The organism is Shimia aestuarii (genome assembly GCF_022814865.1).
Taxonomy (GTDB): domain Bacteria; phylum Pseudomonadota; class Alphaproteobacteria; order Rhodobacterales; family Rhodobacteraceae; genus Shimia; species Shimia aestuarii_A.
In genome coordinates this window covers 342758-369123 of record NZ_JAKVRD010000002.1, presented here as the reverse complement: position 1 = coordinate 369123, position 26366 = coordinate 342758, and the positions used below count along the sequence as shown (strand labels likewise).

Sequence of the window (26366 nt, the reverse complement as noted above, 5' to 3'; positions counted from 1 at the left end):
GTATCGGGGGATGTGGGGGAAGGCTATGGGGGGAGTTCACGGTTGTCGGCGTTGAGGGCAGGCTTGCGGGACAAAGTGCGCATTCTCTTTGGCACTCGCCAGTGCCCTCTTTACCATTCAAGTTGGTAAACTCTGATTCTCCGTCCAATAGCCCCTTTACTGAAGGTTTTGAGAACCCTTAGTATGATCCGACCCACCCCTGACCCCGCATAGCCTACGATTGCATGGCGAGCACAAACTTGAAGGATACTTCATGGCGATTCCAAAGGAAGGGAATGATCAAGAAATTCTATCTAGTGATTCCAAGGCGACTATTAGGTATCTTTCTGGAATAGTCGACACAATGAGAGATCGTGTTGCTGCTTTAGATGCAAGAGAGGAAAAGCTAGCCAAATCCGCAACCACTGCGACCTGTTATTTACGATGGGCGCTCGGTTCGTGGACACTTATTCTTTTTGGTGCGCTAGTTGCAAACACCGTATCCTACTACAGGGCAGACGAAGTAATTCAAGAGTCAAAAAACGAAGTAAGGGCTCTTGCAGGCACAACAAGGCCTGAAAGCCTAGAATGGGGAAGGATCGAACCAGGCAACCCCGACATCCTCGTCTTTTACTTTAACATATCTGAATTAAGTAATGGTCGTGCTCTACTAAAAGCGAAGATTTATCCGAAGCTGATGGTTACGGGGGCGCCCGCGATAGTATCGGGTTGGCGTTACACGCTTAAAGACGAAATGCTAAACTGGTACACAAGCAGCAAAGAGTTCGCGCTCGATAATGTCTCCCGTGCATTCAGAGAAACTGAGGATTATCGGCGCGCCCAAGCCCAGTTTGGAAACATCATTTGGACTGAGAATAATCGCCAGCAAATTAGGCTCCGGCTTGTGCCAGGCGCGCCGTGGTCTGGATTGATTTCACTTAGTGTTGTTTATGGTAGCTGTGATGAAGCCGTTCGGGCTGGAAATAGAATGAGTACGTTAAGCGAAAAGGGTCGTTTGGGCCAGATAGGTCTCACGCCAGTTGTTGAAAACTATTCAGCTAGAGAAAGAAGGTTTGATGTAGAAGCGCTTTTCTTTTTGGATAGAGACTTTGAATGCTGGCCGCGAGAAGGGGAAGTTCCTATTGATCCGATTCCTCAAGCTCCGGGACCAGACAGCCAAGAGCTATGATCGGCGTACGGAAGGATGGGCAGACGACGTTCGTTCACCGCGCAACATCGGTCACTTCGACTTCCCCCCCCCTCGCCACGCTCCGCATCTAACACCGCTTGCTACACCGCCCCCCACATCCCTCCAAAACCATAGGGCGTGCGCCGGGCCGTGGGCAGGCGCTGCGACCTCTGAACCTGGCACTTTATGGTCGCCAAATCCGGCACAGATCAGAGCGAAGCGCGCGGGTGCAGATGCGCCTGACCGCCGGGACGGTTCGGCGCAGGCCCGGGCAACTTTGTTGCCATTCCGGGCGAAACGGCCCTTAACCTCCCATTAACCCGGCACGATGCGGTAACCACCGCACGCCCCGTCAACACATCGCCATTTCACCCCCCACACCGACGCAATACCGACGTAATACCGACGCGATACAGCCCCCCATTTTGGCTGTTAACTAGGGGTTTCAGGGTGATTCGGGGCAAGTCTTAACGGCGGGCGCACGCGGCTTGCGATGGGTTGGGTCGGGGTGGCGTCAGGCTTCGTTCAGCACATCCGCGAGGACGCTCACGGCCAGTTTGCGGGCGTCGCGCACAGAGGGGATAAGGCCGATCGGCCCCCGCACCCGGGCCAGTGCGTCTGCGGAAACACCAAGCAATGTCAATTCGTTACGCCGCATCTCGGCGGCGCGCTGGCTGCCTTGCGCGCCGATATAGAACGCCTCGGTTTCCAGCGCCGAGGCAAGGATCGGCGGCTCCCAATCGTGGTCGTGGAAGAACAGCAAGACCGCCGACATCTCGTCAGGGTGAAGGTCCGCAGGGAATTTCGCCGCCGTCAGATGCCGCGTCTCACACCCCGCCGCCCGCGCAATCTCCAGCGTCTCCTCCTCCGGCGAAAGCAAAACGCTCGGATACCCCGCCGCATGCACAAGCCCCGCAAAGGTGATCGCCTCGGGCCCCTTGCCGAAGACGTAAAAAGCCAACTCGGGGTCGATGGCGACGGTGAACATCTCGCCGCGCCAACCGGTCTCGCCGGATGGCACAATCGCGACAGTTCCGCGCCGCGCGTCGATCTCGAGCGCGGTATGCTGACGGGCCGAGTGCTGCGCGATCAGCGCGATCAGAACATCGGTCTCCGGCTCGGGCACCAGCAAGATCTCCAGCCCCCCGCCACAGGGCAAGGTGATATCGGCAAAGGGCGATCCCTTGCCATAGACAACCGAGACCGGCGTCCCGTTCTCAAGGGCTTTCATCGCATGAAGCGCAATATCGGCTTCGACACATCCCGAGGACAGCGTGCCGACACGACGGCCATCGTCCAAGACGGCCATCATGGCACCCAGAGGGCGATAAGACGGCCCGTCGATCCGCGTCACCACGGCCAAGACACCGCGCGCCTCGCTCAGCGACCGGATCGGCTCGATCACCGAACTTGCATCAAGGGCGGGAACGCTCATGGACCTCTCCAACGTAGTGACGTGACAGCCTAGCATGTGCCGCCCCCGGTGCAAGATAGACACGAGCGTGCTCGGCTGTTCTAATGAGCGCGGACCTGAAGCAATAGAAAATCCCACATGGCCGCACTCCCCGCCTCAATCGACGACACCATCGCCCTTCTCGCCGAGGAGAACTATGTCTGCGGCCGCGCCTTGGGCACGGTGGCCTATCTTTCGCTCAAGCTTGGCAAGCCGCTCTTTCTCGAGGGCGAGGCCGGCACCGGCAAGACGGAGATCGCCAAGGCGCTGGCTTCGGCGCTGGGGCGGCGCCTTATCCGGCTGCAATGCTACGAGGGGCTTGATGCCGCCTCGGCGCTCTATGAATGGAATTTCTCGGCCCAGATGGTCGCCATCCGCACCGCCGAAGCAGCAGGCACCGCTGACCGCAAGGCTCTGCAAACCGAGCTGTTCTCCGAAGACTATCTGATCAAGCGCCCGCTTCTCGAAGCACTTGAACCACAGCAAGACGGCCCGCCCGTCTTGCTTATCGACGAATTGGACCGCACCGACGAACCGTTCGAAGCCTTCCTCCTCGAGGCGCTGTCTGACTTTCAGGTGACGATCCCCGAGCTTGGCACGATCAAGGCCGCAGAGCCGCCGATAGTCATCCTCACGTCGAACCGCACCCGCGAAGTGCATGACGCGCTAAAGCGCCGCTGCCTCTATCACTGGGTCGACTATCCCGCGTTCGAACGCGAGGTCGAAATCCTCAAGGCGCGCCTGCCGGAATGTTCCGAGCGCCTGACCCGCGAGGTGGTCGCCTTCGTACACGCGCTGCGCGGCGAAGACATGTTCAAGACACCCGGCGTTGCCGAAGCGATCGACTGGGCGCGCTGCCTCATCGCGTTGGATGCGGTTTCGATTACGCCTGATGTGGTCTCGGACACGCTTGGCGCCTTGCTCAAGTATCAAGACGACATCGCCAAGATCACCGGCTCCGAGACGGCGCGGCTTCTCGACGAGGCACGCGCCACGCTGGCTGCCGAATAATCCATGCACGCGCTGCCCGACACCGAAGGCAAGCTGGCGGAAAACGTGATCCATTTCGCCCGCGCCCTGCGCAAGGCGGGGCTCAAGGTTGGCCCGGCACAGGTGCTCTCTGCCATCGAAGCCGTGGAAGCGGCGGGATTTACCCGGCGGGACGATTTCTACAACACGTTGAAAGCGACGCTCACCGTCCGCCCCAATGAGTTCGAGACCTTCCATCAGGTCTTTACCATGTTCTGGCGCGATCCCGAGTTCCTGCAAAAGATGGTGCGCTCCATGCTGCCGCTCCTACAGACCATGGGACAGGATACCCCAGAAGCCAAAGCCGCCCAGCGCCGCGCCGAAGAGGCGTTAAACGAAGGGGCAGACGAGCCCCCCGAAGATGCGCCCGAACGGGACATGCTCGAGCTTGATGCCCAGATGAGCCTTTCGCGCACCGAGGTGCTTCGCAGCCTCGATTTCGAGCAGATGAGCACCGCCGAAGAGGCCGAAGCCGCCGCCGCGATTGCCAAGCTGCGCCTGCCGGCCCCGCCGCTCAAGACTCGCCGCATGGCCGCGTCGCACCTCGGCCACAGGCCCGATGCCCGCGCCATGTTGCGTGATGCGTTGCGCAAGGGCGGGGAATTCACCGCCCTACCCAAAAAGGCGCCGCGCAGCCGCCCGCTGAACCTCGTGGTGCTCTGCGATATCTCGGGATCGATGTCGGCCTATGCGCGGATGATGATGCACTTCCTGCATAGCCTCGTCTGGGCGCCGAACGCCGGCTGGGGCCATGTGCACGGGTTCACCATGGGCACCCAACTCACCAACATCAGCCGCGCCCTGCATCAGCGCGACGTCGATGATGCCCTGAAGGCTGTGGGCCATGACGCGCCCGACTGGCAGGGCGGCACCCGCCTTGGCGATGCGCTGCACGCCTTCAACAAGCATTGGTCTCGCCGTGTCTTGGGACAGGGCGCGGTGGTTCTGTTGATCACGGACGGGCTTGAAACCGGCGGCACCGAGACCCTTGCCAAGGAAGCTGAACGCCTCGCGCTTTCCTGCAAACGGCTTGTCTGGCTCAACCCACTTTTGCGATTTGATGGCTTCGCGCCAAAGGCGGCGGGGGTGCGAACCCTGCTGCCCTTGGTGAGCAGTTTTCATGCCTGTCACAACCTCGACAGCCTCGAAGATCTGACCGCTGCGCTTGGCGGACCCTCGCAGAAGCCCTTATTTCTCTCGCAACTTTGACACGAAAACAAAAGCTTGCCTCGAATCGTTCTGCGTCTAACACTCATGACATGCGAACAGAAAGGCTGCGGACTTCCCCATGGATATGACGGGTGAACACACGATTGCCGCGTCCCGAGACGATGTTTGGGCCGCGCTCAACGATGTTGATGTGCTGCGGGCCTGCATCCCCGGATGCGAAGAGCTGGAACAGACCTCTGACACCACCATGGAGGCGGTGGTGAAGCAAAAGATCGGCCCGGTGAAAGCGACGTTCAAAGGCGCGGTCGAGTTGCAGAACATTGACGCGCCCAAAAGCTACACCATCCAGGGCGAAGGCCAGGGCGGCGTTGCGGGCTTTGCCAAGGGCGGGGCCAATGTCACGCTCGAGGACGTGCCCGAAGGCACGCTTCTGCGCTATGAGGCCCATGCCCAGGTCGGTGGCAAGCTTGCCCGCCTCGGCAGCCGCCTGATTGATGCGACCGCCAAGAAGCTGGCCGGCAAGTTTTTCGACAATTTCCAAGAACACTTAAACGGGCCTGCAGAGCCAGAGGAGGGCTAGGCGGAGTCTATAACGATTGAGAACGGTTGGGAGGCCGTTCAAAAGGGAGGACCAAATGACCAAAGTAAAGATGACCGTGAACGGCAAGGCCGTCTCGCGCGAGGTATCGGACGAGACGCTCTTGTCCGAGTTCCTGCGCGAAAACCTGCGTCTGACAGGCACGCATATCGGCTGTGACACGTCCCAGTGCGGCGCCTGCGTCGTGCATGTCAACGGCAAGGCCGTGAAATCCTGCACCACACTCGCGGCGGCCACTGACGGCGCCGACGTGACAACCATCGAGGGGCTCGCGAACGGCGGGCTGCACCCGATGCAAGAGGCCTTCAACGAACACCACGGTCTGCAATGCGGCTTCTGCACGCCGGGAATGATCATGACGGGTGTCGACATGGTCAACCGCTACAAGGCCGAGGGCCGCGAGTTGACCCAAGAGGCCATCCGCCACGAACTCGAAGGCAATATCTGCCGCTGCACGGGCTACCACAATATCGTCAAGGCTGTCGAAGACGCAGCCTCGAAAATGTAACTGGCAAGGGAGGACCACGACATGACAACTGGAATTGGTGCCCGCGTCAAACGCAAGGAAGACAAGCGTTTCATCACCGGCAAAGGCAAATATACCGATGATGTGCGGATGGAAAATCAGGCCTACGCGGCCTTTGTGCGCAGCCCTGTTGCGCATGCGAATGTAAAGAGCATCGACAAATCCGCCGCGCTCGCGATGGAAGGCGTTGTCGATGTGCTCGACGGCCATCAGCTTACTGGCGATGGCATCGGCAATATCATCTGCGGCTGGGCCGTGACGTCCAAGGACGGCACCCCGATGAAGATGGGCGCCTGGTCGGCTCTGGCAACCCAGAAGGTCCGCTATGTCGGCGACGCAGTGGCCGTTGTCATCGCCGATACGCAACAGCAAGCGCGCCTCGCCGCCGAGGCTGTCGAGGTCGAGTATGAAGAACTGCCCGTCGTGGCCTTTGCCGACAAGGCGCTCGCCGAGGGCGCGCCGCAAATTCACGACGAAGCCGAGGGCAACCTGATCTACGACTGGGACATCGGCGACGCGGCCAAGGCCGACGCGGGCCTCGCGGCAGCCAAACACATCACCGAGATGGAGATCACCAACAATCGCCTCTCGCCCAACCCGATGGAACCGCGCTCGGCGGTGGCGACCTATGACGAGGCCGAGGAGCATTACACGCTCTACACCACCTCGCAGAACCCGCACGTGGCCCGCCTCGTTCTGAGCGCGTTCTACAACGTCGCCCCCGAACACAAGCTGCGCGTCATTGCGCCGGATGTGGGTGGTGGTTTCGGGGCCAAGATTTATATCTACCCCGAAGAGATCACCTGCCTCTGGGCTTCGATGAAGACGAACCGCTCGGTCAAATGGACAGCCGACCGTTCCGAAGCCTTCATCACCGACGCACACGGGCGCGATCATATCTCGACGGCCAAAATGGGCTTTGACGAGAATGGCAAAATCACCGGCTTCAAGGTCGACACGATCGCCAACCTTGGTGCTTACATGTCGCTCTTCTCAAGCTCGGTGCCGACCTATCTCTATGCCACGCTGCTTTCGGGACAGTATGACATCCAGAACCTGCACGCCAATGTGCGGGCGGTCTATACCAACACGGTCCCGGTAGATGCCTATCGTGGCGCCGGACGTCCCGAGGCCTGCTACCTCATCGAACGGATGATGGAGACGGCCGCGCGCGAGATGGGCATGAAACCGGCAGAGCTCCGCGCGAAGAACTTCGTCAAGGAATTCCCGCACGAAACGCCCGTGATCATGACCTACGACTCGGGTGACTTTGACGCCAACCTCGCCCAGGCCGAAGCCGCCGCAGACGTTGCCGGCTTTGCCAAGCGCAAGGAAGAGGCGGCCAAACGCGGCAAACTGCGTGGGCTTGGCTATTCTTGCTACATCGAAGCCTGCGGCATCGCGCCCTCGGCGGCGGTGGGCGGTCTCGGGGCGGGCGTCGGCCTTTGGGAAAGCGCCGAAGTGCGCGTGAACCCGGTCGGCACCATCGAGATCCTGACAGGCTCGCACAGCCACGGCCAAGGCCACGAGACAACCTTCGCCCAGATCGTTGCCGAACGCTTTGATCTGCCAATCGACAATGTCTCGATCGTCCATGGCGACACCGACAAGGTCCAGTTCGGCATGGGCACCTATGGCTCGCGTTCGGGCGCGGTCGGCATGTCGGCCATCGTCAAGGCGATGGACAAGGTCGAGGCCAAGGTCCGCAAGATCGCAGCGCACCAGCTCGAAGCCTCCGAAGACGATATCGTCATCGAAGGTGGCGAGGTCAAAGTGGCTGGCACCGACAAGGCCTTGGGCTGGCACGAGATTGGCTTGGCCGCCTACACGGCCCACAACCTGCCGCCAGATATGGAGCCGGGTCTGAAGGAAAGCGCCTTCTACGACCCCTCCAACTTCACCTTCCCCGCAGGGACATATATCTGCGAGGTCGAAGTGGATCCCGAGACCGGCGTCACGGAGGTGGTTCAGTTCACGGCCTCCGACGATTTCGGCACCATCATCAACCCGATGATCGTCGAAGGACAGGTGCACGGCGGTCTCGCCCAGGGCATCGGTCAGGCCATGCTGGAACAGGTGATCTATGATGACGACGGCCAGCTCATCACAGGGTCCTACATGGACTACACCATGCCGCGCGCGGCAGACCTGCCGAACTTCTCGGTGCATCATGCGTCGACGGTTTGCCCCGGCAACCCGCTCGGTATGAAGGGCTGCGGCGAGGCAGGGGCCATCGGCTCGCCACCTGCCGTCATCAACGCCATCACCGACGCGATCGGCAACAACGATCTGGCCATGCCAGCGACGCCGCAAAACGTCTGGAACGCGCTTCAGGCAGTCTCGGCTGCTCAGGCGGCAGAGTAAGGGAGGACCAAGGCATGTATCCGACAAAATATCTCAAGGCCGCAAGTATCGACGAGGCCGTCAAAGCACTCGGAGCCTCCGACGAGGCCAAGGTCTTGGCAGGGGGGCAAACCCTTCTGCCAACGATGAAGCAGCACCTCGCCGCGCCCTCCGATCTCGTGGACATTCGCGCGATCGACGGCATGGTGGGTGTGTCTGTCGACGGCAACACGCTCACCATCGGCGCGGCCACAACCCACGCCGAAGTGGCCAGTAGCGCCGATGTGCAGAAACATTCGCCCGCGCTGGCCTGTCTGGCCGCAGGGATCGGCGATCCCGCCGTGCGCAACGCAGGCACCATCGGAGGCTCGGTCGCCAACAACGATCCCGCTGCCGACTATCCAGCTGCGCTTCTGGCCCTCGGGGCGACGGTCGTGACCTCCAAACGCGAGATCGCGGCGGACGACTTCTTCGACGGGCTCTTTGCCACGGTGCTTGACGAGGATGAGATCATCACCGCCGTCAAGTTCCCCAAGGTCGAGGCCGCGGGCTATAGCAAGTTCCCGCAACCGGCCTCGCTCTATGCGCTGGTCGGGGTCTTCGTGGCCAAGACGGCGGATGGCGTCCGCGTCACCGTGACAGGCGCAGGCGAAGACGGCGTGTTCCGGAGTGAAGCGCTCGAAGCCGCGCTGGCCGCAGACTTCTCCGAAGCTTCGGCCAAGGGTGCTGACGTGCCCGCCGAGGGCTTGATGTCCGATATCCACGGCGCCGCAGGCTACCGTGCCAACCTGATCCGGGTCATGGCCGCCCGCGCCGTCACCTCGGCCGCCTAACCAATCCGCGCGCCGCTTTTTGGGCGGCGCGCGGTTTAATCTATTGGTAACGGTGCACGGTGCCTTAACCGACGCACGCCCCGTCAACACATGGCCGTTCCGCCCCTCAGACAGACGCAATACCGACGTGATACCGACGCGTTACAGACCGCCCTTTTGGCCGTTCACCAAGGGATTTGAGGGTGATTCGGGAAGAGTCTTAAGGCGCCCGCCTACCAGCGGCTGAGCGCATCCTCGTCCTCGTCCTTCGCGGCAACCCATTTCCCCCCATCTGAGGTGAATTCCTGCTTCCAGAACGGCGCGCGGGACTTCAGGTAATCCATGAGATATTCCGCCGCTTCAAACGCATCCTTGCGGTGCGGTGCGGCGGTGGCAACCATCATGATCATGTCGCCAGGACGTAGGTCGCCATAGCGGTGAATCACCAAAACATCGCCGAGATTCCAACGGCTTACCGCCTCTTCGGCGATCCCCTCGAGCGCCTTTTCCGTCATCCCCGGATAGTGTTCGATGACCATCCGATCAAGCCGGTCGCCCGCGATATCGCGCACCACGCCGGTAAAGGTCACTATGGCGCCCATGTCGGTATGGCCGCTGGCAAAATCCTGCGCCTCGGCCCCAAAGTCGAACGGCGCCTCCTGCACCACGATCCGCATGGGTCAGCCCCCCGTCATCGGTGGGAAAAACGCCACTTCCCGCACACCCTCGAGCGGCGCATCAAAGTCGGAAAGCTCCTGATCCAAAGCCACCCGCAACGCAGAAAGATCAGCAAAAGCAGCAGCATAGCGCTCTTCGCCTGTGCAAAGCTCAGCAACGAGATCGGCCACTGTCGCCGCTTCGGTTTCCACCGTCTCGCGCGGCAAACCGATCCGTTCGCGGACCCATGCAAAGTAAAGCACCGTGATCGTCATCGCTTCAGTCCTCCAGATGGGCGCGCGCCTTGAGGAAGTAATCCACGCCCGTGATCCCCGTAAGCACCGCCGCGATCCAGAGCAGGATCATCCCGGCCCAGCCGGTCCAGACATCTCCAATCGTGCCCGGCCCCATGTGGTGCTCAAAAACGCCCTGTCCAAAAAGGCACGTGATTGCAACCATTTGCGTCGCCGTTTTCCACTTGGCAAGCTTCGTGACCTTGAGCGTTCCCGCCACGTCGCCAAGGAACTCGCGCAGGCCAGAAACAAACACCTCGCGGAACATGATGACCGTCGCCGGCAGGACAAGCCACGGCGACATCGAGGAATACCCCACGATCACCATGAGCGCGATCACCACCATCGCCTTGTCTGCAATCGGGTCGATCATCGCGCCCATCTTCGTCTCCTGCCCCCAGGCGCGGGCGAGATAGCCGTCGAACCAGTCCGTCACCGAGGCGAGAACAAAAAGACCAAGCGCAAACCAATCCGCATAAAGCCTTTCAAAATAAAGAAACATCACTGCCACCATCGGCGCGGCGAGGAGGCGAAGCACGGAGAGGATATTCGGGATATTCCAAGTCATGTCTCTTCCTAATCGCTTTCGCGCCGATGCTGAACACGTTTTCGCAATCGCACCGCATCGGGCTGTGTATTTTCAGCATCTATCCGCTGTTTACGACAGAACCGCTATACATCCTCGCCCAATCAGTCTAGGTGCAGAGCCTTGCACCGCAATGCTGCGCATGGATCTCCCCGTGTAAGTGGCCCAAGGCGGCTGACCGGCCCAGATGGCCGCAACACGAAGTGATCAATACCTTGAAACAAGCTCTCGCCGATGCGCTTTCGCATCGTGGATACGATACCCTGACCCCCGTTCAAGAGGCGGTCTCCAACCCTGATCTCATTGGCCGCGATCTCCTTGTCTCGGCCCAGACCGGCTCGGGCAAAACCGTTGGCTTCGGCCTCGCCATTGCGCCGACCGTGCTTGGCGACGACGAGACGCTGCCGGGTGCCGCCTCGCCCCTCGCACTCGTCATCGCCCCGACTCGCGAGCTCGCGCTACAGGTCAAACGCGAATTCGCCTGGCTCTATGGCAAGGCAGGCGCGGTTGTCGCCTCCTGTGTGGGCGGCATGGACATGCGCGACGAACGCCGCGCCCTCGAGCGCGGGGCGCATTTTGTCATCGCTACGCCGGGCCGCCTGCGCGACCATATCATGCGCGGCTCCATCGACCTGTCCGCGATCCGCGCCGTGGTCCTTGACGAGGCCGACGAGATGCTCGACCTCGGCTTCCGCGAAGACCTCGAGTTCATTCTCGGCGAAGCGCCCGAAACCCGTCAGACGCTGCTGTTCTCGGCCACCGTGCCGCGCGAAATCGCCACCCTCGCCAAGAGCTATCAGCGTGACGCGGAGCGTATCCAGACGACCTCTGGTGCCTCGCAGCACGCCGACATCGCCTATCGCGCGATGGAAGTCTCTCCTCGCGATACCGAAAATGCGATCATCAATGTGCTGCGCTACTACGAGGCGCCCAACGCCATCGTTTTCGCCAACACGCGCGCCATGGTGAACCGCCTGACGACACGCCTCTCTAACCGGGGGTTTTCCGTTGTCTCCCTTTCGGGCGAGTTGAGCCAGGCCGAACGCACCCACGCGCTTCAGGCGATGCGCGACGGGCGCGCCCGCGTCTGTGTCGCGACCGATGTCGCCGCGCGCGGCATCGACCTGCCGAACCTCGATCTCGTGGTGCACGCCGAACTCCCCAACAGCCATGAAACCCTGTTGCACCGCTCCGGCCGCACCGGCCGCGCAGGTCGCAAGGGTGTGAGCGCCCTGATCGTGCCGCCCAAGGCCCGCCGCAAGGCCGAGCGCCTTCTGAAAAGCGCCAAGCTCACGCCGGAACATTGCGCCGCCCCTTCCGCGGATGAGGTCAACGCCCGCGACGAAGAGCGCATGATGGCCGAGAGCGTCTGGTCCGATGCCGTGACCGAAAGCGAGAAGCCGAGCATCGACAAACTGCTCGCCGCCTTCTCGCCTGAACAGGTCGCCGCCGCTTACCTGCGCCTCTACAAGGATCGCCATTCCGCCCCGGAAGAGCTGAGCGAACCAACACAGGAGCGCACCAAGCCACGCCCCCGTTCTGAGTTCGGCGCAAGCGTCTGGTTCTCGGTCGATGGTGGTCGCGCCGCCGGGGCCGAACCCCGCCGCGTGTTGCCAATGCTGTGCAAAGCCGGCGGCCTGAGCAAAGATGACATCGGTGCGATCCGCGTCGCGCAGGACAAAACCTATGTCCAGATCCTCGCGACAAGCGTCGATGCCTTCCTCGCCGAGATCGGCCCGGACATGACCGTCGAACATGGCGCGCGCCTTGCCCGCCTTGAGGGCGCGCCCGACCTGCCCGCCGAACGCCCCTTTGGTGGCAAGCCCAAGCCGCGCAAACCCTACGCGGGAGGTGGTCATCGCAAGGGCGACGCCCCGCGCCACGACGACAAGCCGCGCACCAAGCGTCCGCCGAAACCGGAACAGACCCGCCCCGAGGGCGTCGTCACCCCGGCCAAGCCGCGCCACAAATCCAAAAGCAGCGACAAGCCCAAAGGCCCACCGCCGCCCAAGGGCAAACCCAACAGCAAGAAGAACAAGGCCCGCGCCGCCGCTGCTAAGGCGATGAAAGGCAAGGGCGGCAATGCTGCCCCCAAACGCCACAAATCCTAAGCGCGGCCCAAGGCTTCCTCTTGCCATAAATATCCCGGGGTGAATGCCCGCCTCATGAGGCGGGCAGAGGGGCAGCGCCCCTGCCCCGACTTGGGCTCGCAAACGCCGCGCGTGCGGGGCGTTTACCCTTTTTCGTGAAAGTAGTCGTAGATTGTCTCCGCGAGCGCGCTGGAGATTCCCTCGACGGCCTTGAGATCGGCAAGATTGGCGCGGCCCACGGCCTTGGCCGATCCGAAATGCGCCAGAAGCGCGCGCTTGCGCGTCGCGCCGACGCCCGGCACATCGTCAAGCGGCGTCGCGCCAACGGCCTTGGATCGTTTCGCGCGATGGGTGCCGATGGCGAACCGGTGCGCCTCGTCGCGCATCCGCTGGATGAAATAGAGCACCGGGTCATTGCGGCGGAGCGCGAAAGGCCGCTGGCCGATCCGGTGGAATTCCTCCTTGCCGTGATCGCGATCGACGCCCTTGGCGACGCCCACCATCGGGATATCCTCCACCCCGTGCTCGGCCATGATCTCGGCCACAGCCGAGACCTGCCCCGCGCCCCCATCGATCAAGAGGAGGTCAGGCCACATGCCCAGCGTCCGGTCCGGGTCTTCTTTCAGGAGGCGTTTGAACCGCCGCGTCAGCACCTCTTTCATCATCCCGAAATCGTCGCCGGGCGTGAGGCTTTCGCCCTTGATATTGAACTTGCGATACTGGTTCTTCATGAACCCATCCGGCCCCGCGACGATCATCCCGCCAACGGCATTCGTGCCCTGGATATGGCTGTTGTCGTAGACCTCGATCCGTTGCGGCGGCGCATCAAGGTCGAACGCCTCCGCAATGCCGCGCAGGAGTTTCGCCTGCGTCGCCGTCTCGCTCATCTTCCGCGCAAGGCTCTCACGCGCATTGCGCGCCGCCCCGGCAATGAGCTCCGCCTTCTCGCCCCGCTGCGGCACAAGAACTTCAACCTTTCGCCCTGCCTTCTGCGAAAGCGCCTCGACCATGAGATCTTCATGCTCAATCGGATGCGAGAGCAGCACCTGCCGCGGCGGCTCCTTGGTGTCATAGAACTGCCCGAGAAACGCCTCGAGCACCTCCGCCGTCTCGATCCCTTCCCCAACCCTCGGGTAGTAGTCCTTATTGCCCCAATTCTGGTTCGCCCGGATAAAGAACACCTGCACACAGGCCTGCCCGCTCTCGAGGTGAAGCGCGATCACATCCGCCTCGGTGACACCACGCGGGTTGATCCCCTGCACCGTCTGCACCTGCGTCAGCGCGCGAATCCGGTCCCGCAACGCGGCGGCGCGCTCGAACTCCATCGCATCCGACGCCGCCTGCATCTGCTTGGCGAGCGTCTCCTGAATCTGCGTCGATCGTCCGGCAAGGAACCGCTCCGCATCGCGCACGCTCTCGGCGTAATCCGCCTCACTGATCTTGCCGACGCACGGCCCCGAACAGCGCTTGATTTGATAGAGAAGGCAGGGCCGCGTCCGGCTCTCGAACATCGAGTCCGAACAGTTGCGCAGCAAGAACACTTTCTGCAACTGGCTCAGCGTCCGATTGACCGCCCCCGCGCTCGCGAAAGGGCCATAGTAACTCCCCTTCTCCTTCTTCGCGCCGCGATGCTTCTTGATCTGCGGAAACGCATGCGCGCGGCTGACAAGGATATTTGGAAAGCTCTTATCGTCGCGCAGAAGCACGTTGTATTTGGGCTTGAGCTGTTTGATGAGGTTCTGCTCAAGAAGCAGCGCCTCTGTCTCGGTCTTCGTCGTGAGGAACATCATCGACGCCGTTTCCGAAATCATCCGCGAAATGCGCGGCGAATGCCCGGTCGGGCGGGCATAGTTCGACACCCGCGCCTTGAGGTTCCGCGCCTTGCCGACATAGAGCACCCGCGCCTGCGCATCGAGCATCCGGTAGACACCGGGAGACGAGTCCAGCGTCTTCAGGTAGCTTCGAATAAGCGCATGCCCGGTCTCTTCAGGCTGTCCGGTCTCGTTGCCAGGTTCCATGCTGTCCATGGTTATGATTCTTTCCTGCCCGCTGCAATCTCCGGCCCCCAAGGGCAAGAGAAAACATGTCCACGGTTTCTGTGGATAACTCTGCCGATAACTTTCCGTGAGGTGGAATTTTCTGTTGTTTTCAGCCCGCTTCCGTGAAGTGCCTAAAAAATAGGCGCAACTTTAACTTATTGAATTAAAACAGAAAATTTTTCAACCCCTTGCAAACGACTGAAAACATTAAAGAAAATGTAACACTTTTCCGACGGTCATTTCACACGTGCACAACTTGTCGCAACGGCAGCTTTATTCAACCCCGAGAGCATCCGGCGTCTGCCAACCAAGATGCTGCCCGCCATCGACGCAAAGGAGTTGCCCGGTGACGCTTTTTGCTTCCAGAAAATAGCAGAGCGCGGCGACGATCTCTTCGGGTGAGGCGCCCCGACCAAGCACCGTTGCGGCCCGTTGCGCTGCGAAATCGGCCTCTGTTTGGCGCGGCCCCTGAAGGGTTGGCCCCGGCCCAATGGCATTGACCCGCAGGTCAGGCGCCAGCGCTTGCGCCGCCGTCTGTGTCAGGGTCCAAAGAGCCGCCTTGGAAAGGGTGTAGGAGGTGAAATCCGGGGTGAGCTTGCGCACGCGCTGATCGATCATATTGATCACCAGACCCGCGGCAATCGGCTCTCCGGCCGCGTCCGGTTCGGCCCGAAGCCCCTGCGCCGCCATGGCCTGCATAAGCACGAAGGGCGCGCGCAGGTTGCTTTCCATATGTCGGTCCCAGCTATCGCGGCTCACATCGGCGATCTGGTCGCGTTCAAAGATCGAGGCGTTGTTGACCAGAACCGTCACGGGACCGCCCAGCGCCGCCGCCGCCGCCGGGAGAAGCGCCTGCGTCTCGTCTTCCTGCATGAGATCGGCTCGCAATGTCGCAGCGGTCCGCCCGAGGGCACGAATTTCCGCGGCTGTGTCCTCGGCATCCTCTGCCGATCCGGCGTAGTGCACAGCAACGTCATAGCCGCGCGTCGCCAAGCCGAGCGCAAGCGCCCGTCCGATCCGCTTTCCCGCCCCGGTCACAAGCGCCCGTGTCATGCCATCTCTCCTAGTAGGTGAACACGACTACGACATAGAGCAGGTAGAGCAGAGTCAAGACCACGCCGAGCGGGCGGTTGATATCCCACTTGAAGAATACGAAGGGGATCAGGAGCAAGGACGCCCCAAGCATCACCCAAAGGTCAAAGCGCAGGAACTCGGGTGCGACCGGCAGCGGACCGACCATCGAGGCGATCCCGATGATGGCCAAGAGGTTAAACATGTTCGAGCCGATCACGTTGCCAAGCGCCACATCCGCCTGCTTGCGCAGTGCCGCCATGGTCGTGGTGGCGAGCTCTGGCAGGGAGGTGCCAAGTGCCACGAGGGTAAGGCCGATCGCCGCTTCACTGATGCCGAATTCGCGTGCGATCACTTCTGCGCTGTCGATCAACAAATCCGCCCCAAGCGGCAGCCCGATCAGACCGAGACCAAGGAAAACAAGGATTTTCCACCACGGCATATCCGGGTCCGCCCCTTCCGGTTCCTCAAGGTCTTCTTCCATACCGGCACGGCGATGCGCCTGCGCGGCGCGGAATGCAACGAAGAGGATATAGCCCAACACGGCGAGGAGAACGAACCCCGCCGTCGCATCAAACACGCCGCGAAAGGCCAGCCCGATGAAGATCAGCGAGGACACAATCATCTGAATAAAGGTCGCGCGCGAGTCACAATGCGAGGTATGCAGCACCGTGAGCATCGCAGGGAAGCCTAGCACCAGAAGGATGTTGGCTGTGTTGGAGCCGACCACGTTACCGATCGCAATGCCAGGCACGTCCTTTAGAACCGCCTGCACCGAAATAAGAAGCTCTGGCGCCGAGGTGCCGAAGGCAACGATGGTAAGGCTCACGATCAACGCCGGAATACCAAGGCGCAGCGCAAGGTTCACCGCCCCGCGCACCAGCGTGTCCCCTGCCAGAAGCAGAATGACGAGACCCAAACCGGCATAAAGCCATTCCATGGTCTATCCCTTCCCCTGTGTGCAGGGGCATGGCCCCTTTCCAATCCTGTAACGCCCGCACTTGGGGCATTTCGCAGATTGCAGCCGCTTTTTTCCCGGGTAGGTGAGTTTGCCAAACATGGCGAGAACGCCCATGCCCACAAGGAAAAGAGTGACGATCTTGAAAATCATGTCAGAGCCCGAACCGGGCGAACTCGGCCCGCTCTTCGACCGCTGCGATGGCATCGCTCGCCACCTGTGCGCCGAACCGCTGCAAGAGCGGGCGACGCATTCCGTAGCGGCGCAGGCGCACCTTGTCTCCGAAACGCTCTTTCATCATCGGCACAAGATGACCGATCCCGTCGATGAGGCCAACCTCCTGCGCGTGGCGCCCGATCCAGATCTCTCCGGTGAAGAGTTCCGGCACCGTGTCGAGCTTGCCCGCGCGACGGGTTTTGACGTGACGAATGAAATTGGCGTGAATCTGTTCGAGCATGCCCTTGAGGCGTTTGACGTCCTCGGGTTTCTCTGGCTGGAACGGGTCCATCATGGATTTGGAACTGCCCGCCGTATGCACCCGACGTTCGATCCCTTGGCGGCTAAGGAAGATATGCGCGCCGAACCCGGCAGAGATGACGCCGATAGACCCCACGACCGAGCTATCGTCGGCAAAGATCTCATCCGCAGCCGCCGCGAGCCAATAGCCCCCAGACGCCGCTACGTCCTCGACAAAGGCAATCACGGGAATGCCCTTCTCTTCCGACAGGCGCCGAATGCGCGCGCCGATCATCGAGGATTGCACAGGGCTCCCACCGGGCGAATTGATCTCGAGCGCGACAGCCGCCGGTTTGCCGCGGCTAAACGCTTTCTCAAGGAGCGGGGCAAGCGCGGCGTCACTTAGGGGCGCTCGCGTTCCGCTACCAATCGTGCCCGAGAGGCGCACAACGGCCACCGTCGGCGGCGATTTCATGAAAGGGATCCAACGTCTCATGCCATGGCATTTATAAGCGCACCCCCACAAGGACAAGGCACGGCCACGAGGAAAGATGCCCCGTGGCCGAAATAACCCGCCAAACGGCCGCTGACGCCGCGTCTTTGCGCGTTAGCTGCGGATGCGCCAGCCGGTGCGGAATATCCACCAAACCGCCGCGAGACAGATCGCCGTGAACGCCCCGATGGCAAGAAGACTGAACCCGACCGGCACATCGGCCATGCCAAAAAACGCCCAACGGAAACCTGAGATCAGGTAGACCACCGGGTTGAACATGGTGACCGTCTGCCAGAACGGCGGCAGCATCGAGATCGAATAGAACGAGCCGCCAAGAAAAACGAGCGGCGTCACGATCAGGAGCGGCACAAGTTGCAGCTGTTCAAAGTTCTGCGCCCAGATCCCGATGATAAAGCCCAAGAGCGCGAAGCTCAGGCAAGTCAGGACGAGGAATGCCACCATGGCGACCGGATGCTGTACCGTGAGATCGACGAAAAACGTTGATGTCCCAAGGATCACCGCCCCAATGAAAAGCGCTTTGGTCGCCGCAGCCCCGACAAAGCCGATAACGATCTCAAGGAAGTTGACCGGCGCCGACAGAAGCTCATAGATCGTGCCGATGAATTTCGGGAAATAGATGCCAAACGCGCCGTTGGTGATCGACTGCGTGATAACCGAAAGCATGACAAGCCCCGGCACGATGAAGGCGCCATAGCTGACCCCCTCGACCTGATCGATGCGGCTCCCAATGGCGGCGCCAAAAACGATGAAGTAAAGCGAGGTCGAAAGCACCGGCGACAGAAAGCTCTGCGCCAGCGTGCGGAAAAATCGCATCATTTCAGAGGTGTAGATTGCCCAGATCGCTTTCCAGTTCATGCCGCGCCCTCCTTGACCAGCGAGACGAAGATCTCTTCGAGACTGCTCTCCTCGGTGCGCATATCACGCATCACCAGACCCGCCTCCGCGATGTCATTGAGAAGCGAGGTAATGCCTGTGCGCTCGCCTGTCGAAATGAACGTGTAGCTTAGGACACGCCCATCCGCGCTCAGACGCAAACCCCGATCCGCGAGCGGTGCAGGCAGGGTCTCAATCGGCTCGGTCAGTTCGATATGCAGGTCTTTCTGCCCGAACCGCTTCATGAGTGCGTCCTTCCCTTCCACCAGAAGAAGCTCGCCGCCGTTGATGACCCCAACACGATCCGCGATCGCCTCGGCCTCTTCGATGTAGTGCGTGGTAAGGATGATCGTGACACCGCTGGATTTCAATTCGGCCACCACGCCCCACATGTCCTTGCGAAGCTCGACATCTACGCCCGCCGTCGGCTCATCAAGGAAAAGAACCCGCGGCTCATGCGCGAGGGCTTTGGCAATGAGAACCCGCCGTTTCATCCCGCCCGAAAGCTCCCGTGTGCGCGCATCGCGCTTATCCCAGAGCGAAAGCTGGCGCAGAATTTTCTCGATATAGGCGTCGTCCTTCGGCTTGCCGAAAAGACCACGCGTGAAGCGCACCGTATCGATCACCTTGGTAAAGGGCTCAAGATGGATTTCCTGCGGCACGAGGCCGATCATGCGCCGCGCTTCGCGGAAGTCGCGGACGACATCATGCCCCCCGACGCGCACCGTGCCATCTCCCGGCATCGTGATACCACAGATCGTCGAGATCAGCGTCGTCTTGCCCGCGCCGTTCGGCCCGAGAAGCGCAAGAATCTCACCTTCTTCAATGCTGAGTGAAACCCCTTTCAGCGCCTCGAACCCGCCTGCATAGGTCTTGCGTAGGTTCTCAATCTCGACAATGCCCATAGATAAAGCCCTCCAGTTCGCCCCCCTTAGATAACAACAAGTGCGGCGGCGCAAAGGAGTATTTTGAGAGGGTCGCCTGTGCGAATTTGCGCTGCCCCCACGTCACGACCTAGCGGTTGCTCTTGGGGATCTCCTCGTTGCGCGTCCAATCGAACGTGCCCTCGTCGCGTTCGCGCACGGCCTGTTTCCAACCCACAGCTTCCGAACGCGCCTTGAAATTCATGCCCTCGGGCGAATGTCGCGTGATGCCATCGAACAGCGTTGCAAGGCGCTGCGTCTCGTTAAGGCCCATCGCTTCGATCGCTTGGTTGATAACCATCTTCTGCATTGCCAACTGGTTGATCGGCACGCTGGCCATACGCGATGCAAGGCGCTCGACCTCATCGTCGAGATCGGCCTCCGGCACCGCCTTGAGGACAAGCCCCATATCCGCCGCCTCGCGCCCTGTAATCTTATCGCCGGTGAGCATCATGCGCTTGGCTTTCTCCATGCCGAGCCGATAGACCCACATCTGCGTCGTCGGCGACCCCCAAACCCGCGCCGGCATATAGCCGATCTCAGCCTCCTCGCTCATCACCGTGAGATCGGCGCAAAGCGCGATATCCGATCCACCAGCAACCGCAAAGCCGTGCACCTTGCAGACCACCGGTTTCATTGCCCGGAACAGAGACATGAAATCCTGAGTGAACTGCCACATGAATTTGTAGTCCTGCATCGGATCCCAAGGCATCTCTTGCACACCGGGGTTGGTCCCCTTCGCCTCGGCAAAGGCGGTGAGATCGTAACCCGCGCAAAACGCATCCCCCGCGCCGGAAAGCACCATAACATGCACTTCCGGATCGGCCTCTGCCTCGGCAACTGCCGCCGCGATCTGTCCCGGCATCTCAAGCGAGATCGCGTTCATCACCTCGGGCCGGTTGAGCGTGATACGTCCGATGCGCCCGTCTTTTTCATAGGATACATGTGCCATGGCAATCTCCTCCCCTGTCTTGCCAACTGCGTGTTGCACCAAGACTGTCAGGAAATCCGCCGACACCCCAGAGGAAGATCGTGTGACGTTGCGCTCAGCCCGCGCCGGCCAGCCACCTCTGTATCTTGTGCGCGATCTCGATGGCATTGGCCTGGCGCACAATATCCCAATGGTCCCCGGACATCACGAAATGCTCCAACGGACCGTCAATCGCCGCCGACCACCCCTTGATATCCGCCTTGCGCGACGTTTTGCAGGTGATGAGAAGCGCGCCCTTGGTCTTGAGGCGGGCGGGGCGGTAATCATAGTCCCCCTTGTAGAACCCTTCGAACCCAAGGGCGGGCGGGGCGCCTCGGCGCGCCTGCTGCCACGCCCGAAACCGTCGATACCAGCCTTCGGAAAACGGCCCAATCGGGTCGATGAGGACGATCTTGCTTTCCATGCCAAGCAGGTGCGCAATCTCGAACGCCACGCGCCCGCCGAAACTATACCCCATGAGAACAGGTGGCGGTGTTGTCGGCACTTGCTGCACCGCTTCCTGCGCCTTTTCCCGCACCGGAAAGGACCGGCTACGTTGGGAATAGTCGGCACAGATACCGGACACCTGCACCCCCTCGCCCATCGCCCGCGCAATCTCGAGATAGTCGGTCACGCCCCCACCATAGACATGCCCGGCCACAATATGTGTCTCGCCGGTGCCGGGTTTGAGCGTCCGAAGCTGTGAGCGCTCCGCCGGGCGCTCAAGCAACCCCGCGAGCGCCTCGATCGTGCCCCCGGCAAGGATGACCCGATCGAGTGTGAACTGACGTCCTAGCCGTTGATTGATAAGCATCAAGAGCTCCATCGCCCGAAGGCTGTCGCCCCCGACATCAAAGAAATTGTCGGTGGTGCCGAAATCCGAATGTCCAAGCACCTGCTGCCAGACTTCGGTCAGGATCACCTCATTCTTCGTGCGCGGCGCAATGCGATGGGCCCCGGAAAGGTCCTGGGGCAGCTCGAGCTTGCTCCGCTGAAGCTTCCCGGTGGGTGTGCGCGGCAACGCATCGACCGACAGGAAGAACTGCGGCAGCATAAACGCCGGAATACGCTCGGCGAGCCATGCCTTGAGCACCTCCGGCGCAACCGTTCCCTCGTAGAAACACGCAAGACGCGGCAATCCTCGGGCGCAATAGCTGACCGTGACCGCCGCCGTATCGACGCCCGGATGCGGTGCAAGCTCCTGTTCGATATCTGAGGGCTGGACGATCACATTGCGAATCTTGATCTGGTCATCCCTGCGACCAACATAGTGGAGCACGCCCTGACCATCGAGATAGCCAAGATCCCCGGTCAAGAAACTCCACGTGCCATTTTCGCCAAGCGTAAACGCCTTCGCGGTGCGCGCGGGATCGCCGACATATCCCGGCGCGACCCGTGGTGAGCGGTTCACGATCTCCCCGATGCTTTCGGACCCGGCGGGCCGCCCGTCTTCGCCGATGATGACAAGATCGTTTTCAAGGCCCGGCGCGCCCGCAGGCACGCGTTCATATGTCAGTGTCTCACCGTTGCGGAGTCTAAAGACAGCGGCTGTAAAGGTCTCTTGCTGGCCATAGACATTGAGAAAAGTCGCCCCCGGACATGTGACGCGCCCAAAGAGCTCAAAGTCGCGTCGGAACACAGCCTCACCACATAGCAGAAGCGTCTCGAGATCGGGCAGCACGCCCTTGGCATCCTCAAGCGTGCGAAACAAGGCCGGATACACATACCAGAATGTCGCCTTCTCCGCCGCCAGCCAATCCAAAAGATCCTGTGGCGTGCCTTCGTTTACGTCATAACAGGCCACGCGCGCACCGATCGCAATGGCAGCCAGGATATAGACGGCCCATGTTGTGCCAGCATTCGCAAAGACCGAAGTCTCATCCAACCCGAATTGCGCGGCATCAAGCATCGCCACCCGACCAAAGGACTCGCGTGTGTGACCAACGATCTTTGGGGTGCCAGTGCTGCCCGAGGTGCTGCTTGCAAAGCAGAGCACAGACCCCGGCACTGGTGGGATTTCAAACGGCACCTCGTCCATGTCGCCCTGCGGCAGCTCCATCGCGACTGCTCCGGGCACATTGTCTGGCAAGGGTAGGTGCGAGACAAAGCACTTCACCTGCGCTGTGCGAAGGATCTTGGCAACGCTGAGCGGTGGAAACTTGGGGCTGATCGGAAGAAACACCAACCCCGCCTTGAGACAGGCCAGAAACGTGACGACAAACGGCGCGCCAGTCACGCCGAGATACCCCACGAAATCCCCGACCTGCGCGCCCTGCGTGACAAGCTTGCGCGCCATATGGTTGGCGCGCGCGTCCAATTGCGCATAGGTGAGGCAGAGCGCCCCATCTGTCAACGCCACCTTCTCAGGCCACTCCGCCCACTTTCGGGCCGCCGCCTCAAGCAAGGCTTCCAGGCTGACCTCTGGCTCAATATCCTTCATACTCAAATGTTTACGCAGTCCGGCGCGTTTGTCCATTGTTTCGGCACCGCCACACTGGCCATCGGAGACTCTGAGCGCGGGCTCCTACGCCCCGAGGCGAAGCACCCTGTCAGGCGACAACGCGCGCAGGAATGCACGATCATGGCTCACCACGAGCACCGCGCCATCATACGCGGCAAGCGCCGTCTCCAAGGCTTCGACGCCCTCAAGATCAAGGTGGTTGGTCGGTTCATCAAGGATCAGAAGCGACGGCGGCGGCTTCCCTCCAAGCGTGCAGGCAAGCCCCGCTCGCAGGCGCTCACCTCCACTCAAAGAGCGCACCTGACGCAAGGCCTCTTCTGCGCGAAACCCAAACCGCGCCAACGCCTCATGCGCCATATGTCGGTCTGCCGTCGGGTTACGCCGCAAGAACCCATCCCGCAGGCTTTCGTGCGGCGCGAGCATCCCCACATGTTGATCAAGGAGTGCGTAAGGCACCCGGAGGTCCACCGCGCCCGCACTCGGCGCAAGCGCCCCGGTGATGAGCTTCAGGAGAGTTGTCTTCCCGCTGCCATTCGCGCCTTCGATCGCGATCCGCTCCGGCCCAGTGACAGTCAGCGACAGCCCCCGGATTACAGGGCGCTGGGTCTCGTATCCGCCCGAAACCTGATCGACCCGCAAGACTGTCCGCCCCAAAGGCAAGCCCGTCGATGCGATCTCCATATGGATCGGCTGCAAAACCTCGATCGCCGCGCGTGCTGCCTCCACGGCCTCATCTGCTGCTTCGCGGCGCGCCTCGCGCAAGCGTTTCCCCGCCCCGCCCGAGGCTTCGGACCGCTCTTTTGCCGCGTCCATAACGATCTTGGGCTGAGTCCCCTTGGCGCGGGCCCTCTGCCCCATGCGATCCGTGCGCGCCTTGCGCTCTGTCGCCTGTTGTGCCCGTCGCGCGGCCTCGCTTTGTGCCTGCTCTGCATGAGCCAGGTCTCGCGCCGCCGCCTCAAGTTCCAACGCCTTTGAAGCGCGATATGCCGAATAGCCGCCGCCATAGCGCGCCGCACCAAGCGAGGAGAGTTCGACAATCGCATCCATCTCTTCAAGAAGCGCGCGATCATGGCTTGCGATGATCGCGCCCCCGGTCCAGCCCCGAAGCACTTCCAACACCGCCTGACGCCCCTCCCGGTCGAGGTTGTTTGTCGGCTCATCCAGAAGAAGTATATCCGGCTCGGCAAAGAGAAGCGCCGCAAGCGCCGCGCGGCTTTGCTCTCCACCGGAAAGCGCCCTGAGCGGGGTCTGCGGCTGAACCGCAAGCCCCACGCGCACCAGCGCCGCCTCAAGCCGCATCGGCAAGGTCCAATCTGCCTCGGCCATATCCTCGACTGAGGCCCGCCCCGCCTCGGCCCGCGCCAAGAGATCGGTCGCCTCTCGCACACCGAACAGATCGGCGATCGTCGCGTCCGCGTGTGCCATCGCCTCCTGACGCATCATCGCGACAGAGCCTGTTGCACGCACCTGTCCGGAGGTTGGGTTTAGGTCGCCCGACAAAAGGTGCAACAAGGTGCTCTTGCCGGCGCCATTGCGTCCGACAAGACCAGTGCGCTCGGCACCGAAACTCAGGCTGATGTCTTTGAAAAGCGGGTTGCCGTCAGTCGTGGAAAAGGACAACTCGGACAGGGTTAGGGATGCAGGCATGGGTCAGGACGTCTCGCAGGGGAACCAGATTGCTGAAGGCGGCGAGTGTCTTGTCCATGGCGGTTGCGTCTCCTGTCATGCGCTGTCCGAAAAATAGGGACGCGCCCGCGATCTTGCAAGGCGGGTGAGTTTCACACCGATTCAAGCGAACCGAACGTCTGAAAGCTGGATGGGAAGGAAAATGGCGCTCTGGGGAGGATTCGAACCCCCGACCCCTTGATTCGTAGTCAAGTACTCTATCCAGCTGAGCTACCAGAGCGCGGTGAAGCGTGATCTAAAGAGAGCGCCGGGGGTTTGCAAGGGCAAAAAACGAGAATTTTTGCGCGAGGGTCAGGACCCTAAGCCAAATCGCCTTTTGGCAGGCTGATTTCAAAGCGCGTGCCGTTCATGTCTGTCTGCACGAGAGACAATCGCCCGCCATGCCCGCGGATCAATTCCGCCGCAATCGCAAGCCCGAGCCCCGAACCACCCTTGCGCGCACCGCCCTGAAACGGGGTAAAGAGATGTTCGCGCGCTTTCTCGGGCAGGCCCGGCCCCGTGTCCGACACAGTGATGACCCACGCCTCATCTTCTTCGATCCCCGCGACAAGAATCTCGCCCGGTTTCCCGCTTGCCGAGATCGCCTGCCGCGCATTGCGCAAGAGGTTAGAAAGCACGCGGTAAATCTGTTCCGGGTCTGCGCGAAGCATGAGACCTGCCGGGACATCCTCGCCATAGCTCACATCTTCCTCGCCCACCGCAAGGCGTTCGCCTGCGATCACATCCGATACGATTTCCGCCAAGGACACTTGGGTGAGCCGCGGCGGCGGTTCTTCGGCACGCCCGAACGCGAGCGTGCTTTCGCAGAGATTGACCGCCCGGGTGATTGAATTGACGAGTTTTGGCGCCATACGCCGCACACCGGGGTCTTCGCTCCGCTCGAGCCTGTCGGTGAAAAGCTGCGCCGTCGTCAGGATATTACGTAGATCATGGCTGACCTTCGCCACCGCCCCGCCAAGCTGGGCAAGGTGTTCTTTCTGGCGCAACGCGGCGGTGAGTTCGGTCTGAAGCGATTGCAACGCCTCTTCCGCTTCGCGCAACTCGGCCACACTTGCGCGTGGGGTGATGATCCGGCGCGCATCTTCCGGCGCGGCGGCATAGGCCTGCATGTATCCGACCACGCCCTTGATCGGCCGCACAAGAAACCCCCGCACCGCGAGGAACAAAAGCGAGGCCGTCACCGCCGAGATGACGAGAGACAGCCAAAGGATGTTGAGCCCGTAGTCAATCATCGCGCTCCGCAAGCTACCGGTCTCCATGGTGATCTCGATCAGGAGTCCCGCCTCGAGAACCGGTGCGCCGATCACGCGGATCACCCGATCCTCACTATCGAACAGACGTAGCATCGCGTCCCGGATCAACTCGCCCGCCCCCGCATCGCGGAGGTCAAAGCTCCCGTCGATGGGTTGCGGCATCGGCGCCGACAGCACAAGCTGGCGCATCTCATCGCGACGCAGCACGACGTTAAAAACTTCGGCTGTGCGCAGAAGCTCTGCCTCGAGCTCCGAATCAATCACCTCATCTGCCAAAAGCGACAGCGACGCGATCTGCGCCCGCTCTAGCCGCGACAGCAGATAGTCTTCACGGAATCGCGCCACCGAAGGCACAAAGATCAACACCTCTGCCAACATCACAAAGATAATGGTCAGAACAAGAAAGCGTCCTGAGAGCGTGTTGAACATATCTGTCC

General features: G+C 61.3%; 22 protein-coding genes and 1 tRNA gene. 8 read left to right on the top strand and 15 right to left on the bottom strand.

Going from position 1 to position 26366, the window contains the following annotated elements:
- The first annotated feature begins 253 nt into the window (after nucleotides 1-253).
- Nucleotides 254-1168: a hypothetical protein gene (locus tag MK745_RS03895; RefSeq protein ID WP_243611951.1), complete on the top strand. Its 915-nt coding sequence runs from the start codon at nucleotides 254-256 to the stop codon at nucleotides 1166-1168.
- Between the two features lie 514 nt (nucleotides 1169-1682).
- Here MK745_RS03895 and MK745_RS03890 read toward each other — a convergent pair.
- Nucleotides 1683-2603 carry an XdhC family protein gene (locus MK745_RS03890; protein ID WP_243611950.1) on the bottom strand — a complete coding sequence of 307 codons (921 nt, stop codon included), beginning with the start codon at nucleotides 2601-2603 and terminating at the stop codon, nucleotides 1683-1685.
- 117 nt (nucleotides 2604-2720) lie between these two features.
- Here MK745_RS03890 and MK745_RS03885 point away from each other — a divergent pair, with 117 nt between their 5' ends.
- The 6 genes from MK745_RS03885 (at nucleotide 2721) to MK745_RS03860 (ending at nucleotide 9120) form a co-directional block, all read left to right on the top strand.
- A complete protein-coding gene (locus MK745_RS03885; RefSeq protein WP_243611949.1) occupies nucleotides 2721-3632 on the top strand; it encodes an AAA family ATPase in 912 nt (303 codons plus the stop codon).
- Nucleotides 3633-3635: 3 nt separating this feature from the next.
- Nucleotides 3636-4859: a vWA domain-containing protein gene (locus tag MK745_RS03880; RefSeq protein ID WP_243611948.1), complete on the top strand. Its 1224-nt coding sequence runs from the start codon at nucleotides 3636-3638 to the stop codon at nucleotides 4857-4859.
- A gap of 79 nt (nucleotides 4860-4938) precedes the next feature.
- The gene (locus MK745_RS03875; RefSeq protein WP_243611947.1) at nucleotides 4939-5400 is read left to right on the top strand and encodes a CoxG family protein; all 462 of its coding nucleotides are present in this window, start codon (nucleotides 4939-4941) and stop codon (nucleotides 5398-5400) included.
- 55 nt (nucleotides 5401-5455) lie between these two features.
- Entirely contained in the window at nucleotides 5456-5926 is a 471-nt protein-coding gene (locus MK745_RS03870) for a (2Fe-2S)-binding protein (protein ID WP_243611946.1), read from the top strand.
- Nucleotides 5927-5947: 21 nt separating this feature from the next.
- Entirely contained in the window at nucleotides 5948-8308 is a 2361-nt protein-coding gene (locus MK745_RS03865) for a xanthine dehydrogenase family protein molybdopterin-binding subunit (RefSeq protein WP_243611945.1), read from the top strand.
- Nucleotides 8309-8322: 14 nt separating this feature from the next.
- Nucleotides 8323-9120: an FAD binding domain-containing protein gene (locus MK745_RS03860; RefSeq protein ID WP_243611944.1), complete on the top strand. Its 798-nt coding sequence runs from the start codon at nucleotides 8323-8325 to the stop codon at nucleotides 9118-9120.
- Nucleotides 9121-9332: 212 nt separating this feature from the next.
- On the opposite strand, the gene MK745_RS03855 is transcribed toward MK745_RS03860, so the two are convergent.
- The 3 genes from MK745_RS03855 to pgsA are packed head-to-tail and all read right to left on the bottom strand — an operon-like array spanning nucleotide 9333 to nucleotide 10617.
- Nucleotides 9333-9776: a molybdenum cofactor biosynthesis protein MoaE gene (locus MK745_RS03855; protein WP_243611943.1), complete on the bottom strand. Its 444-nt coding sequence runs from the start codon at nucleotides 9774-9776 to the stop codon at nucleotides 9333-9335.
- A 3-nt stretch (nucleotides 9777-9779) separates the two neighbouring features.
- Nucleotides 9780-10025: a molybdopterin converting factor subunit 1 gene (gene moaD, locus MK745_RS03850; protein WP_243611958.1), complete on the bottom strand. Its 246-nt coding sequence runs from the start codon at nucleotides 10023-10025 to the stop codon at nucleotides 9780-9782.
- Between the two features lie 10 nt (nucleotides 10026-10035).
- Nucleotides 10036-10617 carry a CDP-diacylglycerol--glycerol-3-phosphate 3-phosphatidyltransferase gene (pgsA, locus tag MK745_RS03845; RefSeq protein WP_243611942.1) on the bottom strand — a complete coding sequence of 194 codons (582 nt, stop codon included), beginning with the start codon at nucleotides 10615-10617 and terminating at the stop codon, nucleotides 10036-10038.
- Nucleotides 10618-10850: 233 nt separating this feature from the next.
- On the opposite strand from pgsA, the gene MK745_RS03840 reads away from it, so the two are divergent.
- Complete coding sequence (locus MK745_RS03840; RefSeq protein WP_243611941.1) at nucleotides 10851-12746, top strand: DEAD/DEAH box helicase; 1896 nt, start codon at nucleotides 10851-10853, stop codon at nucleotides 12744-12746.
- A gap of 122 nt (nucleotides 12747-12868) precedes the next feature.
- On the opposite strand, the gene uvrC is transcribed toward MK745_RS03840, so the two are convergent.
- The 11 genes from uvrC to MK745_RS03785 form a co-directional block, all read right to left on the bottom strand.
- The gene (gene uvrC, locus MK745_RS03835) at nucleotides 12869-14743 is read right to left on the bottom strand and encodes an excinuclease ABC subunit UvrC (RefSeq protein ID WP_243611957.1); all 1875 of its coding nucleotides are present in this window, start codon (nucleotides 14741-14743) and stop codon (nucleotides 12869-12871) included.
- A gap of 294 nt (nucleotides 14744-15037) precedes the next feature.
- Entirely contained in the window at nucleotides 15038-15817 is a 780-nt protein-coding gene (locus MK745_RS03830) for an SDR family oxidoreductase (RefSeq protein ID WP_243611940.1), read from the bottom strand.
- Nucleotides 15818-15827: 10 nt separating this feature from the next.
- Nucleotides 15828-16775, bottom strand: a complete 948-nt coding sequence (locus MK745_RS03825) for a calcium/sodium antiporter (protein ID WP_243611939.1) — start codon at nucleotides 16773-16775, stop codon at nucleotides 15828-15830.
- Nucleotides 16776-16947: 172 nt separating this feature from the next.
- On the bottom strand, nucleotides 16948-17745 hold the full coding sequence (locus tag MK745_RS03820) for a S49 family peptidase (RefSeq protein ID WP_243611938.1): 798 nt from the start codon (nucleotides 17743-17745) through the stop codon (nucleotides 16948-16950).
- A 111-nt stretch (nucleotides 17746-17856) separates the two neighbouring features.
- Entirely contained in the window at nucleotides 17857-18618 is a 762-nt protein-coding gene (locus MK745_RS03815; RefSeq protein ID WP_243611937.1) for an ABC transporter permease, read from the bottom strand.
- On the bottom strand, nucleotides 18615-19541 hold the full coding sequence (locus MK745_RS03810; RefSeq protein WP_243611936.1) for an ABC transporter ATP-binding protein: 927 nt from the start codon (nucleotides 19539-19541) through the stop codon (nucleotides 18615-18617). Before MK745_RS03810 ends, MK745_RS03815 begins: the two co-directional genes overlap by 4 nt.
- Before the next feature lie 109 nt (nucleotides 19542-19650).
- A complete protein-coding gene (locus MK745_RS03805; protein ID WP_243611935.1) occupies nucleotides 19651-20511 on the bottom strand; it encodes a crotonase/enoyl-CoA hydratase family protein in 861 nt (286 codons plus the stop codon).
- 94 nt (nucleotides 20512-20605) lie between these two features.
- A complete protein-coding gene (locus MK745_RS03800) occupies nucleotides 20606-22969 on the bottom strand; it encodes an alpha/beta fold hydrolase (protein ID WP_243611934.1) in 2364 nt (787 codons plus the stop codon).
- A gap of 84 nt (nucleotides 22970-23053) precedes the next feature.
- The gene (locus MK745_RS03795) at nucleotides 23054-24637 is read right to left on the bottom strand and encodes an ABC-F family ATP-binding cassette domain-containing protein (protein WP_243611933.1); all 1584 of its coding nucleotides are present in this window, start codon (nucleotides 24635-24637) and stop codon (nucleotides 23054-23056) included.
- Between the two features lie 182 nt (nucleotides 24638-24819).
- Nucleotides 24820-24896 (bottom strand) — tRNA-Arg (locus tag MK745_RS03790).
- 79 nt (nucleotides 24897-24975) lie between these two features.
- Nucleotides 24976-26358 (bottom strand): sensor histidine kinase, encoded by a 1383-nt coding sequence (locus tag MK745_RS03785; RefSeq protein ID WP_243611932.1) that lies wholly within the window; start codon nucleotides 26356-26358, stop codon nucleotides 24976-24978.
- Nucleotides 26359-26366: the final 8 nt, after the last annotated feature.